At 73.4% G+C, this 13,957-nt stretch carries 13 protein-coding genes; 4 read left to right on the plus strand and 9 right to left on the minus strand.

The genetic code is table 11. The features are described 5' to 3' along the window. Position 1: 1 nt before the first annotated feature. The 4 genes from Q7L65_RS18735 to Q7L65_RS18750 all read right to left on the minus strand — a co-directional run bounded on the left by Q7L65_RS18735 (position 2) and on the right by Q7L65_RS18750 (position 5,259). Entirely contained in the window at positions 2–1,036 is a 1,035-nt protein-coding gene (locus Q7L65_RS18735; protein WP_304723447.1) for a 2Fe-2S iron-sulfur cluster binding domain-containing protein, read from the minus strand. A 13-nt stretch (positions 1,037–1,049) separates the two neighbouring features. Next, positions 1,050–2,699 (minus strand): hypothetical protein, encoded by a 1,650-nt coding sequence (locus tag Q7L65_RS18740; RefSeq protein ID WP_304723448.1) that lies wholly within the window; start codon positions 2,697–2,699, stop codon positions 1,050–1,052. Positions 2,700–2,761: 62 nt separating this feature from the next. Next, a complete protein-coding gene (locus Q7L65_RS18745; RefSeq protein ID WP_304723449.1) occupies positions 2,762–3,520 on the minus strand; it encodes an IclR family transcriptional regulator in 759 nt (252 codons plus the stop codon). A gap of 146 nt (positions 3,521–3,666) precedes the next feature. Beyond that, positions 3,667–5,259: a helix-turn-helix domain-containing protein gene (locus tag Q7L65_RS18750; protein WP_304723450.1), complete on the minus strand. Its 1,593-nt coding sequence runs from the start codon at positions 5,257–5,259 to the stop codon at positions 3,667–3,669. 347 nt (positions 5,260–5,606) lie between these two features. Between Q7L65_RS18750 and Q7L65_RS18755 the strand changes: the two genes are divergently transcribed. Next, positions 5,607–6,587, plus strand: a complete 981-nt coding sequence (locus Q7L65_RS18755; RefSeq protein WP_304723451.1) for a hypothetical protein — start codon at positions 5,607–5,609, stop codon at positions 6,585–6,587. A gap of 73 nt (positions 6,588–6,660) precedes the next feature. Here Q7L65_RS18755 and Q7L65_RS18760 read toward each other — a convergent pair whose 3' ends face one another. The 3 genes from Q7L65_RS18760 to Q7L65_RS18770 are packed head-to-tail and all read right to left on the minus strand — an operon-like array spanning position 6,661 to position 8,672. Then, a complete protein-coding gene (locus Q7L65_RS18760; RefSeq protein WP_304723452.1) occupies positions 6,661–7,305 on the minus strand; it encodes a response regulator transcription factor in 645 nt (214 codons plus the stop codon). Positions 7,306–7,359: 54 nt separating this feature from the next. After that, positions 7,360–8,010 (minus strand): response regulator transcription factor, encoded by a 651-nt coding sequence (locus Q7L65_RS18765; RefSeq protein ID WP_304723453.1) that lies wholly within the window; start codon positions 8,008–8,010, stop codon positions 7,360–7,362. After that, positions 8,010–8,672, minus strand: a complete 663-nt coding sequence (locus tag Q7L65_RS18770; protein WP_304723454.1) for a sensor histidine kinase — start codon at positions 8,670–8,672, stop codon at positions 8,010–8,012. The genes Q7L65_RS18765 and Q7L65_RS18770 overlap by 1 nt, the downstream gene beginning before the upstream one ends. 407 nt (positions 8,673–9,079) lie before the next feature. Here Q7L65_RS18770 and Q7L65_RS18775 point away from each other — a divergent pair, with 407 nt between their 5' ends. The 3 genes from Q7L65_RS18775 to Q7L65_RS18785 are packed head-to-tail and all read left to right on the plus strand — an operon-like array spanning position 9,080 to position 12,291. After that, positions 9,080–9,493, plus strand: a complete 414-nt coding sequence (locus tag Q7L65_RS18775; protein WP_304723455.1) for a hypothetical protein — start codon at positions 9,080–9,082, stop codon at positions 9,491–9,493. Then, positions 9,493–10,974 (plus strand): GT4 family glycosyltransferase PelF, encoded by a 1,482-nt coding sequence (gene pelF / locus Q7L65_RS18780; protein ID WP_304723456.1) that lies wholly within the window; start codon positions 9,493–9,495, stop codon positions 10,972–10,974. Before Q7L65_RS18775 ends, pelF begins: the two co-directional genes overlap by 1 nt. Continuing rightward, complete coding sequence (locus Q7L65_RS18785) at positions 10,975–12,291, plus strand: hypothetical protein (protein ID WP_304723457.1); 1,317 nt, start codon at positions 10,975–10,977, stop codon at positions 12,289–12,291. It begins immediately after the preceding gene. A gap of 12 nt (positions 12,292–12,303) precedes the next feature. On the opposite strand, the gene Q7L65_RS18790 is transcribed toward Q7L65_RS18785, so the two are convergent. Continuing rightward, complete coding sequence (locus Q7L65_RS18790) at positions 12,304–13,110, minus strand: endo alpha-1,4 polygalactosaminidase (RefSeq protein ID WP_304723458.1); 807 nt, start codon at positions 13,108–13,110, stop codon at positions 12,304–12,306. Then, the gene (locus Q7L65_RS18795; RefSeq protein ID WP_304723459.1) at positions 13,107–13,919 is read right to left on the minus strand and encodes an endo alpha-1,4 polygalactosaminidase; all 813 of its coding nucleotides are present in this window, start codon (positions 13,917–13,919) and stop codon (positions 13,107–13,109) included. Before Q7L65_RS18795 ends, Q7L65_RS18790 begins: the two co-directional genes overlap by 4 nt. Between the last annotated feature and the right edge of the window lie 38 nt (positions 13,920–13,957).

Here is a 13,957-nt window from a genome sequence, read left to right on the forward strand (position 1 = left end):
GTCAGTCCGCGCTGGTGGTGAACTTGTCGAAGTAGATGTGCGATTCGGCGGTGCCGCGTCTCATCAGCAGCGCGATCGCCGCGTCGACCATCGGCGGCGGGCCGCAGAGGTAGGCGTCGACGTCGGCCAGATCGCCCTCGAGGCGGTCGACGACGTCGGTGATGAGGCCCTTCTCGCCGCCCCAGCCGTTCGTGTCGGCGTTGGAGAGCGCCGGCACGAAGCGGAAGTCGGGCAGCTTGGCGGCCAGCTCTTGCAGCTCGCCGAGGTGGAACAGGTCCTCCTCGCCGCGCGCGCCGTAGTAGTAGACGGCCGGCCGCTCGCAGTTCTTCTCGACCATCGAGCGCAGCAGCGACAGGACCGGCGCCATGCCGGCCCCGCCGCCGATGAAGACCAGCCGCCGCGGCGAGCTGTCGCGCAGCGTGAAGACGCCGTAGGGCCCCGTCACCTGCAACTCGTCGCCGACGGAGATCGAGCCGTCGCTCAGCAGCCCGGAGAAGCGGCCGCCGGGGTACAGCTTGATCATGAACTCCAGCTCGTCGCCGGCGGCGCAGGTGTTCGCCATCGAGAACGAGCGGTGCTCCTGCGGATGGCCGGGGATCGAGATGTCGACGTACTGACCCGCGTGGAACGCCATCGACTCGCCCGGCGCCAGCTTCAGCACCAGGCGCCGGATGTCGCTGGTCAATTCCTCGATCGCCTCGACGCGGGCGCTGAGCACCTGGAGCGGGACCCCGGAGCGCAGCACCTCCTCGTCGAAGTTGATCAGCTCGATCTCGAGGTCGGTGAGGGCATGCGCCCGGCACAGCAGCGTGTAGCCCTCCTGCTCCTCGTAGTCGGGCAGCGCGAACGTCGAGTAGCGATCGAGGTCGACCTCGCCGTCGAGCAGGAACGACTTGCACGCCGCGCACTGCCCTTCCTTGCAGCCGTGCATCAGCATCAGGCCCTGTCTGAAGGCGGCGTCGAGGATCGTCTCGTCCTCGTCGACCTCCATCTCGATGCCGACCGGCTCGAGGCGAACGGTGTGCTTTTCGCCCATGACGCCTGCCTGCCTACGCCGTCGCCGGGGCCGGTCTGCCGGCGGGGCCGCCGGCCTTGTACGCCGCGACGTGCGCCTCGCGCTCCTCCGGCGTCATCTCGTTCAGCAGCACGTTCGGGCTCTGCAGCGTGTTGCCGCGCAGGTCCGACAGTCTCCACATCTTCTTCGGGTCGAGGTCGAGGTGCGGCTGCGGGACCAGCGTCTCGCCGTCGTCGCGCACGTAGCCGAGGTCCTTCACGACCTCCGCGACGTCGACGCCGTGGTAGAGCGTCTCCCACTCGCGCTTGCCGGTCAGTCTGCCCATCGCCGGCGTCGGGCGGCCCTCGTACTCGGGCCGGAACGCGACGGCGTCGGTCCAGTGACAGGTCTCCGAGCAGTACGTGCGGACCTGACCGTCGACCTCGTCGACGACCATGTCCTCGCGGATCAGGCACGGCACCATGCACGACCAGCAGCGGTGCGGGTACTGGTAGTCGACGTCCTCGAACGCGATCGGGTTGTGGCCGTTCTTTCTCGACAGGTCGGCGTAGTTCTCCCACCACTTGCCGTATCTGTCGTACCAGCCCGGGTACTTGTGCTCGAACCACTCGAAGTCTCTGTCGTCCATCGCGTCGATGCGCCAGTAGTTGAACGGCCAGCCGGTCGCGAAGAACTGCGCGACCTCGTGGACGTAGCCTCTGTTCCAGATGCGGTCCCACGACGCCTCGACGAGGTCGTGCGGGATCTCGAGGCCGTACTTCTCCAGCGGCACGAGGTAGGAGCGGTAGTAGTCGTCGTAGATCCAGCGGCGCCACGACTCGGCGTAGCTGTCGCGCTCCAGGCGGCGGTCCTTCGTGCCGTACTCGATGAAGGTGCCGATCGCGGCGTCGACGACGGCGTGGTTGTTCCACCAGGCGTAGCGCAGGTCGCGCTCCAGCAGGGCGCGGTTGCGCTCGTCGGCGAGCGCCATCAGGATGATCGAGTAGCCGTTGGAGATGTGGCGCGACTCGTCGGACTGGACCGAGTGGAAGACGGTCGGCAGCAGGTAGTCGCCGTTGGCGGCGGCCTCGCCCGGCATCGCGACGAAGAGGACGTTGGTGAAGGCCGTCTCGGCGACGATCGTCAAGTAGATGTTGGCGGCGGTGATCGCGTCACCGGTGATGAAGCCCTCGCCGAACTGGCGGCCGATCGTGCCCGCGTAGCAGTTGGAGAACGCCTTCTCGGAGATGTCGAACCCGGCGGGGTCGATGTAGTGGTTCATGTAGAGGCGCTTGAGGTTCATCTGGATCGTCGAGTGACGAACCTCGTCGATCATCTGGATCGCCAGCCCGTTGTGGACCTCGGGGTTGGGGACCGCGTTGATCGCCAGCGGCATCGCCCGCGCCGCGGAGATCTCCGGAAACGGGATGATCGACAGGAACAGCTTCTGCCACTCCATCCAGCGCTGCTGCACCTGGCGGAACATGTTGCCGCGGATGGCGCCGTCCATCGCGCCGAAGACGCGGTTGTCCTTCTCCTCCTCCATCGGGAAGTAGGAGCGCAGGACCTGCTTCAGCGGGTCCTTCTTCGGCGCCTTCTCGAACGTGTAGTCGGTCGGGTACTTGTCGACCGGCTCGACGAACGTCGGATCCCAGGAGAGCTCCTGGATCTTCTGGTGGGCCTTCGTGATGCTCGCCCGACTCATGGTGAGACCTCCTTCTCCGAATTACGCGGCACTTCGACGTTATGTGTGGCGGCTGTGGTCATTCAAGAACGCCCCGCGAATTCCGAGATCGTTGGAACCGGCGCCCCCGACAGCGCCGCCGTGGCGGCGCTCGCGACGGCGCCGACCTCGCGCTCCAGCAGCTCGCGCTCGGCTTCGAAGCAGTGCGTCGTCATCGAGATGCCCAGCACCGCGACGGCCTGGCGGCGCGCGTTGAAGACCGGTGCCGCGATGCAGCAGAAGTCGTCGCCGAACTCCTCGCGGTCGGAGGCGACGCCGCGGCGGCGGACCTCGTCCAGTTCGGCCAGCAGCACGTCCGGGTCGACGATCGTGTGCGGGGTGAAGGCGGTCAGGCCCTCGTCGAGGTAGCTCTCGACCTGCTCGCGGTCCTGCAGCGCCAGCACGACCTTGCCGAGCGCCAGCGCGTGCGCGTTGCCGCGGATCTCGCCGTCGAGGCCCGGCAGCCTGCGGATCCCCTGGCGCCCGCGCACGAGCGGGATCACGATCCGCCCCTCCTGACCGGCCGCGACGTACGCCCGCTTGCGCGTGCGCGCGAAGAGCCTGTCGAGCACGTCGGCGAAGCCGCTCAGCGGCTGCGGCGCGGCCGCCTCGGAGGCGCCCAGCTCCAGCGCGTCGCGCGTGAGGCGGTAGACGCCGCGGTCGGCGTGAACCGCGAAGCCCTCCGCGCAGAGGCTGTCGAGCAGGTTGTAGGCGGTCGAGACGCTCTTGCCGAGTGCCCGCGCGGCCTCGTCGGCGCGCAGCCCGTGCTCGCTGCGGCCCAGCAGCGCGAGCAGTTGCAGCACGGCGCGTGCCGTGCTGAGCCCGCGCGCTCGCGGCGCGATTGCGCCCGTGGTCGTGGCGTGCGCGTCGATCGTCGTCCCTCTCCTCGAACTGCCCCTGCCGGCGGATGCCGGCAGATTCAGTCGATCAGGGCGGCGTTACAAGGCCGTTACAGCGACGGCGGCGGCAGCTGAGTGGTCTGTCTGAGCGCCTCGCGCAGCGCGTGCGTGCGGGCGGCGGCGAAGCTGCGGCGCGGATCCTCCGCATCCAGGTGCGACAGCAGTCGCGACCACGCCAGCAGGTCGTCGGTGCCGGAGGCGCACTGCACCCACGACCACAGCGCCTCAGCGTCGTCGGAGCTGATCACCGCGTGGCGCAGCCAGCCGTCCAGCTCGTCACGTTCGCGCGCGACGCCCGGCGCCTCGGAGTCCGGCAGCAGCGGGCCCGTGTACGCCCGCGCCGCGGCGCGCACGTCGCTGGCGCGCAGCAGCGCGCGGACGCGCTCGGCGTCGCTGCTGACGGCGGGGGAGAGGCGGTAGCGGTAGCCGTCGAGCGCATCGCCGAGCAGCTTGCGCAGGCGCGACATCTCGACGCGGATCGCGCCCGGGTGGCCATCGTCGCCGTAGAGGTCGGCGCACAGCACCTCGGCGCTGGCGCCACGCGGGCGGACCGTCAGCAGCGCCAGCAGCTCGGCGTGGCGGCGGCGCAGCGGGACGGCTCTGCCGTCGACGACCGCGCGCGGCTGCTCCGGGCCCAGCAGCGAGAGCTGAAGTTCGCTGACGTGCGGCGTCGCGGTCGCGCGCGCCGAGGTGTCCGCGCGCGCGACGACGTAGGCGTCGTCGCCGACCGGCTCGGCGATCGCCTGCACGCCGGAGGGCAGCGTCAGCGCACCGCCGCCGCTCGGGATCACCAGTCGCCGCGCGGGATCCCAGTGCTCGGGATGGCCGATCAGGACGCGGCCGGACTCGGTCACCAGCGCGCGCCGCACCGCGCCGGGGTCGAGCCGCTCGCCGTGGCGGGTGCGCAGCAGGTCGTCGCGCTCCAGCAGCGCCAGCCGCAGGAACCCCTCGACCGCGCGCGCGGTCGCGACGACGACCGAGAGGCTGTGCGGATGCACGCCGGTGAAGTCGCCGGTCAGGTCGATCACGCCGATCACGCTGCCGTTCTCGGGCTCGCGCACGGGCGCGGCGGAGCAGGTCCAGCGCTGCACCGGCTCGGTGAAGTGCTCTGCGGCGAAGACCTGCACGGCGTGGCCGGCGGCGATCGCGGTGCCGACGGCGTTGGTGCCGGCGCCCGCCTCGCTCCACAGCGCGCCCTCGACGAAGTTCATCATGTCGGCGGCGCGCCCGCGCGTGTACGTGCTGCCCTCGACGCTCAGCAGGACGCCGTCCGCGTCGCTGACGACCATCAGGTGGTCGGCCTCGCCCGCGGCCTCCGACAGGCACTCGCGGATGATCGGCGCGGCGGCGGCGAGCGGGTGGCCGCGCCACAGCGAGCGGGCGTCGGAGAGGTCGGCGACCGACGGCGCGCTGTGACGGCCGCTGGGGTCGACGCCGGCGTCGCGCGAGCGCCGCCACGAGTCGGCGATCGGCAGCCGCACGTGGATCGACTCGGTGCCGTCGGTCGTGTCCGCACCGGCGAGGCCGTCGTCGGCCTGCGAGGACGGCTGCGCGACGAAGTCCTCCCACGCGTCGCGCAGTTCGCGCGCGCGTTTGGCTGGGACCGTCGCGGCGTCGACGGCAAGCCACGGATTCGCGGTCACGTGACTCCGGCCGTCGCGGGACGACAGAGCGCAGCAGCGGTCACGTCCTGGCGAGACAGCGTCATCCGGGGATCCCTCTCCTCGCTCCTCGACCCCGCTGCGCCGCGCCTGAGCGGTCAGCGATGGTCGCTGAAACGACTCTAGCGCGTAACCCGCGTGTCGCGAAAGGGCTCGACGTCGGTCACTCCGTCGTCCGGTATGAGGCGAGCATGAGCCGCGCGGCGTGCGAGCGCCCGCGCTCGGCCGGCGTTCAGGCGTTGAACGCCGAAGGGGCCGTCCGGGCCCTTGGCCGGCGCTGCCGACCTCCGCAAGATGGAGGCTTCGTGGTGCGACGAACGAGACCGGTCATGGCGCACGCGGCGGTCATGCTGCTGACGTGCGCGGCGGCGGGAGCAGCGATGCCGGTGGTCGCGGGGGCGGCCGATGCTCTGCCGCCTGCTGCCGCGAGGGCGGCCGACGCTGTGCCGCCTGCTGCCGCGACGGCCGCCGAGTCACCGCCGTCGCTGCCCGGGCCGCCGCCCGGCGCCGGCGCCGGCTTTCCGCTGCCGCCGTCGGCGGGCGCCGTCCCGCTCGCTCCGGCGCCCGGTGCATCGACCGCGATCCCCGCGCCCGCGGGCCCGGCACTTGTGGACGGCGGTGCGCAGGTCACCGCCGCCGGCCGGCTCACGCTGCGTGTCGCGTGCGGCGCGAGCGGACGGGCGAGCCTGAGCGTCGCCGCGCTGCGCTCGGTGACGCTGGCGCGCGCGGCGTACGGCTGCCACGGCGGCCGCGCCGCGGTGCGGCTGCGGATCGACAGCGCCGACGCGAGACGGCTCGCGCCGATCAGTCCCGCGCTCGGGCGCGTGACGCTGCGCCAGGGCGCCACGACGGCGCGGTTGTCGGTCGCGCTCGCCGCAGCCGGCCGCTCGTGGTCGCCGGGGTTCTGGAGCGACGGCGGCCTGCAATGCGCCTCGCCAGGCCCGGCGCAGGCGTATCTGGTGGCGCCGAACTTCACGGTGACGCCGTCGACCTCGATCGCCGTGCGGCCATGGGTCGCCTCGTACACCGCCGACGGCGGCTGGCGCTGGCTCGGCCTGCGGGGGCGCGACGCCAGCCGCTGGCTGGAACTGATCGCGACCCCGGCCGGCGTCGCGCAATGGCTGCAGCCCGCCGGTGCGCTGAACCCGTGGACGTGGGGGCCGATCGACGTGCCCGGCGGCGCGCGGTCATATGCGCTGGGCGTCTTCGAGGTGATCTACTGGTACGGCGGCCGGCCGACCTACGTGTGGCGTTACGCGCGTTCGTTCGTCGCGGCTCAGCCGACCGGCTCCTACTGCGTGTACGGCTGAGCGGCGGGCGCCTCGAGCGGGCCGCGCGATGCCGGGTGGGCGGCGGTCGGACGTGCCGCGTGGGCCGCGGCCGTCAGACGAGCTCCTCGCGGACCGCGTGCACCGCCGCCTGGATGCGGTTGGCGACGTGCAGCTTGGTGAGGATGCTCGAGATGTGGTTCTTGACCGTGTGCGGGCTGATGAACAGCTGCGCGGCGATCGCCGCGTTGTCCTTGCCGTCGGCGACCAGGCGCAGGACGTCGTGCTCGCGCGGCGACAGCGGGTCGTCGTCGTGCGGGGGGTGCGGCCGGCCGTTGCTGCGGATCCGCCCGAGCACGGTGGCCGCCACGCGCGGGGAGAGCATCGCCTCGCCCGCCGCGACCGCGCGCACGCCGGCGACGATCGTCTCGATCGCGGCGTCCTTCAGCAGATAGCCGCGGCTGCCGGCGAGCAATGCGTCGGTCAGGTCGTCCTCCGCCGCCGAGACGGTCAGCACGAGCGCCGCGGTCGCCGGCGCGCAGGCGGCGATCTGGCGGATCGTCTCTATCCCCGTGCCATCCGGCAGGTCGAGGTCGACGACCGCGACGTCGGGCGCGTAGCGCTGCACCAGCCTCACGCCGCCGGCGACCGTCGGCGCGTCGCCCGCGACGGCGATGTCGTGCGCCGTCAGCAGCTCGCGCAGCCCGGCGCGGAAGATCGTGTGGTCGTCGACCAACACGACGGTGATCGCGTCAGTCATCGGTTGTCGCCACCGCCTCGCGGGTCGCTCGCAGCGGTCGTCACGGCGCACGCCTCACGTCGCCATCGCATGGCTTGTCAGCCGCAGCGCCGCGTCGCGATCGCTGGCGCCGAGGCGGCGGACGCTGGTCGAGAGGTGGCGGCGGACCGTCACCGGCGAGACGCCGAGCTGCTGCGCGATCTGCTTCGTCGAGAGGCCGCGGCGCAGCAGCTCCAGCGATGCGGACTCGCGCGGCGACAGCGTCACGACGGCGCCGTCGGAGAGCCGCACGCGCCGCGCGCCGCCGCGCGTCTGCAGTTCCTCGACGACGCGCGCCACGAGCGTCCGCGACAGCGGCGCCTCGCCGCGCGCGGCGCCGCGGACGGCGCGCGCGAGCGGAGCCGGGGCGATGTCCTTCAGCAGGTAGCCGACCGCGCCGGCGCGCAACGCCGCCAGCAGCTCGTCGTCGGAGTGTCTGGCCGCGAGCAGCACGATCCGCGCGCGCGGGCAGCGGGCCGAGATCTCGGCGACGGTCGAGATCGCGCCGCCCGGCAGGCCGGCGTCGAGCAGGCAGACGTCGATCGCGTGGTGCTGCGCGGCGACGGTCGCGCCGCGCGCGTCGACGGCCTCGGCGACGACCGCGAGGCCGTCGTGCTCGAGCGCGATCCGCAGCCCCAGCCGCGTGACCGGCTGACCGTCCGCCAGCAGCACGCGCGGCTGGTCCATCAGGGCAGCACCACCGCGACTTCGGTGCCCTCGCCAGGCCGCGCGCTGACGCGGAAGCTGCCGCCGAGCAGCTCGGCGCGCTCGCGCATCGAGACGAGTCCCCAGCCGCGCGGGGCGGGAGCGCCGACCGGCGGCGCGAACCCGCGTCCGTCGTCGGCGACGCTCAACGACAGCCCGCCGGCGCACGTGCGCAGGCAGACGCGGACGCGCTCGGCGGTGCCGTGCTCGACGGCGTTGGCGAGCGCCTGGCCGAGGATCCGCAGGACGGCGGTTCGCCGCGCGCGGTCGCTCGCGGCGGCGCCGGCCAGCTCCAGCCGCAGCTCGACCGCGACGCCGAAGCGCGCCGTGAACGACGCGACCGCCTGCTCCACCAGCGTCCCGAGCGGCACGTCGGACGGCGCGCGCAGCGTGTCGATCGTCAGCCGCGCCTCGATCAGCGCCCGTCGCGACGCCGCCCGCAGCTCCCGCACGAGGTCGGGATCGGGCGCCGCGCCGTCGAGGCGCTGCAGCTGCGCGGCGATGAACGCCAGCTCCTGCGCGAGGCCGTCGTGCACGTCGCGCGCGATCGCGCGCCGCTGCTCGGCCAGCGCGGCGGACCGCCGCTCGCGCTCCCGTCGTGCGGTCTTCGCCGCGCCGCGTTCGCGCCGTGCGGTCTTCGCCACCGCGTCCTGTGGTCGCGGTCTTGGCTTCGCGCGCCTGACCTGGGCCCGTCGGCCGTCCTGGAAGCGATCCTTCGGAGAGCATCGTGCCCGACCGGCGAGCACTCTTCGTGCCATCACTCGCGGTCTCCTTCAACCTCTGCCATGAGGAATTTCGGACGACCGTACCGCATCGACGGTCCCGAAACCGGTGGGAGGGGCGATCGAAACGCGATCCATACCTTTCGGGTGAAGATGGCGCGTGCGAACTCGCCGGATCGGGCGCTTCGCGCGACGTGCGGACGCGTCGTTCAGCGCTTGAACACCAGATGGGACAGGCGGCCCATTGGGGTTTCTCCGAGGACCCTCGACACTGGTTCCCGTTCGATGACGGACTTCATCGAGGTCGTCCCCCGGAGGTGACGGGCACCATGCAGGCCAGGACGGTAGATGCGAGCAGGGGCGCAACCCCGGACGACGCTCGCACACCCGCCCCGGGTCGCGTCGGTCGCCGCGCGAAGGCCGGCGGCTGGCTGCGCGGGGCGACCGCGGGCGCCGACGAGCGCGATGGCGCCTCGCACGTCGAGCAGCTGGAGGCGGAGCTGGCGCTGCTGCGCGAGGAGAACGCGCGGCTGAAGATCCGCGCCGCACGCGAACCGGAGCGGCCGTGGGACGAACGCGTGCGCGACCGCGTCGTCCCGCGCGCGACCCATTCCGACGGCCCGGGCGACGACGTCTGGGAGCTGGTGACCGAGTGCCGGCTGCTGCGCACTGCGCTCGTCGATGCGTGCCGCGACCTCGAGGTGGCACTGCAAAGGGTCGACGGGTGCCTCCCAGCATCTTGATGACGACCGAAGGCACCTACCCGTTCGCCGTGGGCGGGGTCAGTTCCTGGTGCCATGTCGTGGTCGGCGGCCTGCCCGAGTTCACGTGGCGGATCCTTCCCATCCACGCGGGCGGCCGCCGGCCCGTCCAGCTCTACGAGCTGGCACCGAACGCCGCGCTGGCCGGCCGGATCGACGTCTGGTCCGAGCAATTGCCGCGGCGGCGCCGGACGTCCGGGCTGCGCCGCGAGGTGCGGCCCGGGCTGCCGGGCGACCTCGCACGCGCGCTGATCGGCTGGCGCGGCGACCAGCGCGCGCTCGTCGAGGGGCTCGTCTGGGCGCGCGCCCATCCCGACGCGCTGCGCCCGACGTTCCGCTCGATCGAGGCCTGGGAGCAGTTCGTCGCCGAGCTGCAGCTGGTCGTCGCCGAGCGCCATCCGGACGCCGCGCCGGCGCCCGAGCTCGACGCCGTCGACGCGGCGATGCTGTACCAGCGGCTGTACTGGATCGCCCGCACCGCGGCCGTCGCGACGCCGCCCTGCGACGTGCTGCACGTGACCGCGGCCGGCTGGGCCGCGCTGCCGGCGCTCGTCGACCGGCACCTGCGCGGGACGCCGCTGCTGCTGACCGAGCACGGCGTCTACGTGCGCGAGGCGTATCTGGCCGCCGCACGCGCAGACGCCTCCGCCGGCGAGCGCTTCCTCGCGACGCGGCTGGCGCGCGGGCTCAGCCTCGCCGCGTACGCCGCCGCCGACGTGATCGCCCCGGTGACCGAGGCGAACGCGGCGTGGGAGGTCGGTCTCGGGGTCGACCCGGCGAAGATCTGCGTGATCCACAACGGGATCCCCGCGCCGCTCGGCTCGATCGCGCCGCCCGGCGGGTTGAAGGTCGTCTCGATCGGCCGCATCGACCCGCTCAAGGACGTCCAGACGATGCTGCACGTTGCGGTCGAGGTGTGCGAGCGGGTCCCGCAGGCGCGGTTCGAATACTGGGGCCCGGCGACGCGTGGCCAGGAGGCCTATGCGCGCGCCTGCGAGCAGCTGCGCCAACAGCTCGGCCTCGGCGACCGCTTCCGCTTCATGGGGTCGACGCAGACGCCCGACGAGGTCCTGCGCGACGCCGACGTGGTGCTGCTGACGAGCATCTCCGAGGGGATGCCGATGGCGATCCTGGAGGCGATGGCGCAGGGGCGCGCGGTCGTCGCGACCGGTGTCGGCGGCGTCCCGGACGTGCTGCGCGGCTGCGGTGTCGTCGTCCCCTCCGGCGACGTCGACGGTCTCGCCAGCGGCGTCACGACGCTGCTGCGCGACCCGCAGTTCGCGGCTCAGCTCGGCCAGCGCGCGTTCGACCGCGTCTGCGAGCGCTATACGCAGTCGCTCTGCCTGGCGCGCTACCGCGAGCTGCTGGGTCAGCTGAGCGCCGCGCCGCGCGCCGAGCAGTCGCCGGCCTCCGCGCGTGAGCCGGTCGAGGAGCTGCGCGCGGCGCTCTGCGAGGTCGCCTGAATGAGCGTCGGCGACGTGGGCGCGGACGGGGCCGGCGCGGTCATCCACGCACGCCTGGGACGGCCGCCGCAGGACGTGCTGGAGGCCGCGGTCGTGTTGGAGGCGTGGGGCGGCATGACGGCCGAGTCCGCGCTGCGGATCGGGCCGCGCGTGCTGCTGCCGGCGCTGCGCTGCACCGATCCGCGCCGGTGGCAGCCGGTCGACCGCGAAGGCCGCAGGGCCGTCGTCGCCGAGGGCGTCGCGCTGCTGGCGGCGATCCTCGCGATCGCGGTCTGGGCCGGGCCGCTGAGCGCCGCGCTCGGCGACACCACGTTCGAGCGCGCGCTGCGGCTGGCATTGCCGATCACGCTGGCGCTGCAGTGGACGATCCGCAGCCGCTACCTCAGCCGCCGCGCCGGCCTCGCCTGCCTGGCGGAGAACCGCGTCGGCCTCACGCTCGCGCTCGTCGCGCTGGCGGCCTGCGTCGCGGCCGTGCCCGACGGCGGCCCGATCGCCGCGATGCTCGTCGCGATCTGGGGCGGCGGGACGGTCCTGACGCGGCGCGGCTGGGGACTGCTCTACGGCGGGCTGCTGGCCGTCGAGGCGCTGTGGCTCGTGCTCGGGCTGCCGGCGCTGGCGTCGCTCGTCGTGCTGACGGTCGTGACGCTGGCGACGGTCGTGTACGCGGTCGTGAGCGCGCACGAGACGGCGGTCATGCCGCCGGGACGGCTGACGCGGGCGCTGGCCGCCGGCGTCATCGGCGGGCTGCTCGGCTGCCTGCTGGTCGGCGACCCGAGCCTCGGCTGGGGAATCCACGGGACCTTCCCGGCGCTGACGCTGGTGCCGTCGGTCGTCGGCAGCTTCTGGGGCGGCTACCACCTGTGGCAGTTCCACGAGGAGATCCCGCGCGGGCTGCGCGGCGTCGAGCTGTCGCGCGCGAGCGCCTCGATGGTGCGCGGGCCGGCGACGGAGATCGTCCTGCAGGCGCTGGTGCGGCTGATCGGGATCACCGTCGCGCTGTCGCTGGTGGTGCTGCTGATCTCGCGCTGGACCTCCGGCACCGACGCGCCGAGCCTGTTCGTCGCGTTCGGTCTCGCCGCGCTCGTCTGCATGTTCGTCAGCCTGCTGGAGTCGCTCGGCTACGACCGCTGGGCGCTGCTGTGCGCCGGCGCGAGCGTGGCGGTCGAGCTGCTCGTCAGCCACTGGCTCGGCGCGCCGGTCGCGGGCGCCGGGCTGATCGCGGGAGGGACGGTCGGCACGCTGCTCGCGCTCGCGCCGCTCGTCGGCCTGCTGCGCTTTCCGGGGCGGGTGCTGGCGACGGCGCTGTGGATTCAGTGACGCCGCGCCCGCTCAGCAGGCGTCGCGCCACGCGCCGAGCCCCATCCGCTTGCGGATCGCGCTGATCCCGAGTCGCTTCGCCGGCTCGCAGAAGCGCTCGCGCGGCAGCGCGTACTCGGCGTCGAAGACCGCCTTGCCGGCGCGCAGGAACGGCCGTGCGCGCCCGCACTCGCGGTACTGGAAGCACTGCTCCAGGACGGCGAAGTCGAAGCTCGGCTGCAGCGCCCGCGCCTGTTCGAGATCGTTCTTGAGCGCGACCGCGAGCCCGTGCGCGTGCGCGGTCTGCGCGAGCCAGCGGTTGAAGCGCAGCTGGTCGCGCGCGGTCAGCGGGAAGCCGCTGTCGTTGGCGTAGCCGTCGACGTTGTCGGGCTCGACCGCGTCGAAGCCCTTGCGCGCGCACATCGCGATGCGGTCGCGCAGGACCGGCGCCAGCGCGCGCAGGCGACGCACGTCGAGCCAGCGCTCGCCGGGCCAGCCGTTGTCGGCTCCGAGCGTCGCGGCGGGGAAGCGGTCGCGGTCGGGCCGCCAGTTCTCCCACGCCCCGGCGCTGAAGTAGCAGACGACGTAGCGCCCGTCGCGGTGCAGCCGCGCGACCGCGGCGGCGCTCGTGTCGAACCCGTCGACGTCGTAGACGCGCGCGGGGACAGAGGCGTCGAGGCGGCCGTCGAGCTGCCACTGCCAGGAGGCGTGGGGCGGCGGGCGCTGGATGCGCGCGGCGACGTCGGCGACCGGCTGCGGGGCAGCGGGCGCGGCCGGCTGCGTGCGCGGCGGGATCAAGATCGCCGCGACCACCGCCAGCGCCAGCGGCAGAATCGTCACACGACGCTCCGGGCCGGTTCGGCGAGGTGGGGAGGACGGTCCAGTTCCAGCACGCTCACCGCCGGGTGGAAGCCTTCCTGCAGCGAGCGCCGGACAGCGTCGGCGGCGCCCGCGGAGCCGGGCTCGGCGTAGTCGAGCGTGAAGACCGGGAGGCCGCGCGCGTGCAGCCGGCGCAGGCCGCGCAGCAGCTGCTCCGTCTCCGCCGGCGGCGAGCGGCGATAACCGTCCTCCCAGCGCCAGAAGACGTCCTCGTGGGCGACCGCGTCGATCGGCAGCCGCTCGTCGACCGCGAGCCCGTTCTGCGCGACGAGCAGCAGTTCCGGCGCGGCCTCGCGCAGGCCGCGGACCAGCGCGACGAGCGCGTCGGCGAGCGGCGGATGGTCCTCGGCGACGTCGAGGTTGTCGAGGTAGAGGCCGTCGAAGCCGCGCGCGCTCAGCGTGATCGCCTGCTCGGTCATCAGCTCGCGCCAGCCGCGCTCGCGCACGTCCGCGTAGCGCTCGCCGGGCCAGTCGTCGACCGCGCCGATCGTCCACGCGTCCGGGACCTGGCTCGCATACGGCCGCCACGCCTCGACGGTCCCGAGCGACAGATATCCCAGCACCAGCGCGTGCCGCTGCAGCGGCGGCAGCAGCTTCGCGACGCGGAGCTGGTCGCGAGCCGACTCGCCGACGCCGTCGAGCACGATCAGCTCGTAGCCGGACAGGTCGCAGCGGGCCGGGTCGCAGCCGAACGCCGGCGCCCAGCGGTGGGCGGTTCGCAGCGCGACGCGACGGCGCGCGAGCGCTGCCAGTCGGTCCTTCGTGCTCATCGCAGACTCCTCGGCGGAGAGAAGTGTCACCGTAACAC

The sequence above is a fragment of the Conexibacter sp. CPCC 206217 genome (assembly GCF_030646165.1).
In the GTDB taxonomy this organism is placed as follows: Bacteria; Actinomycetota; Thermoleophilia; order Solirubrobacterales; family Solirubrobacteraceae; genus Conexibacter.

Excerpts from the sequence above, each read along its gene's own strand:
- Q7L65_RS18735 (WP_304723447.1), bottom strand. The coding sequence starts at position 1,036 with ATGGGCGAAAAGCACACCGTTCGCCTCGAGCCGGTCGGCATCGAGATG.
- Q7L65_RS18740 (WP_304723448.1), bottom strand. The coding sequence starts at position 2,699 with ATGAGTCGGGCGAGCATCACGAAGGCCCACCAGAAGATCCAGGAGCTC.
- Q7L65_RS18755 (WP_304723451.1), top strand. The coding sequence starts at position 5,607 with ATGGCGCACGCGGCGGTCATGCTGCTGACGTGCGCGGCGGCGGGAGCA.
- Q7L65_RS18760 (WP_304723452.1), bottom strand. The coding sequence starts at position 7,305 with ATGACTGACGCGATCACCGTCGTGTTGGTCGACGACCACACGATCTTC.
- Q7L65_RS18765 (WP_304723453.1), bottom strand. The coding sequence starts at position 8,010 with ATGGACCAGCCGCGCGTGCTGCTGGCGGACGGTCAGCCGGTCACGCGG.
- Q7L65_RS18775 (WP_304723455.1), top strand. The coding sequence starts at position 9,080 with ATGCAGGCCAGGACGGTAGATGCGAGCAGGGGCGCAACCCCGGACGAC.
- pelF (WP_304723456.1), top strand. The coding sequence starts at position 9,493 with ATGACGACCGAAGGCACCTACCCGTTCGCCGTGGGCGGGGTCAGTTCC.
- Q7L65_RS18785 (WP_304723457.1), top strand. The coding sequence starts at position 10,975 with ATGAGCGTCGGCGACGTGGGCGCGGACGGGGCCGGCGCGGTCATCCAC.
- Q7L65_RS18795 (WP_304723459.1), bottom strand. The coding sequence starts at position 13,919 with ATGAGCACGAAGGACCGACTGGCAGCGCTCGCGCGCCGTCGCGTCGCG.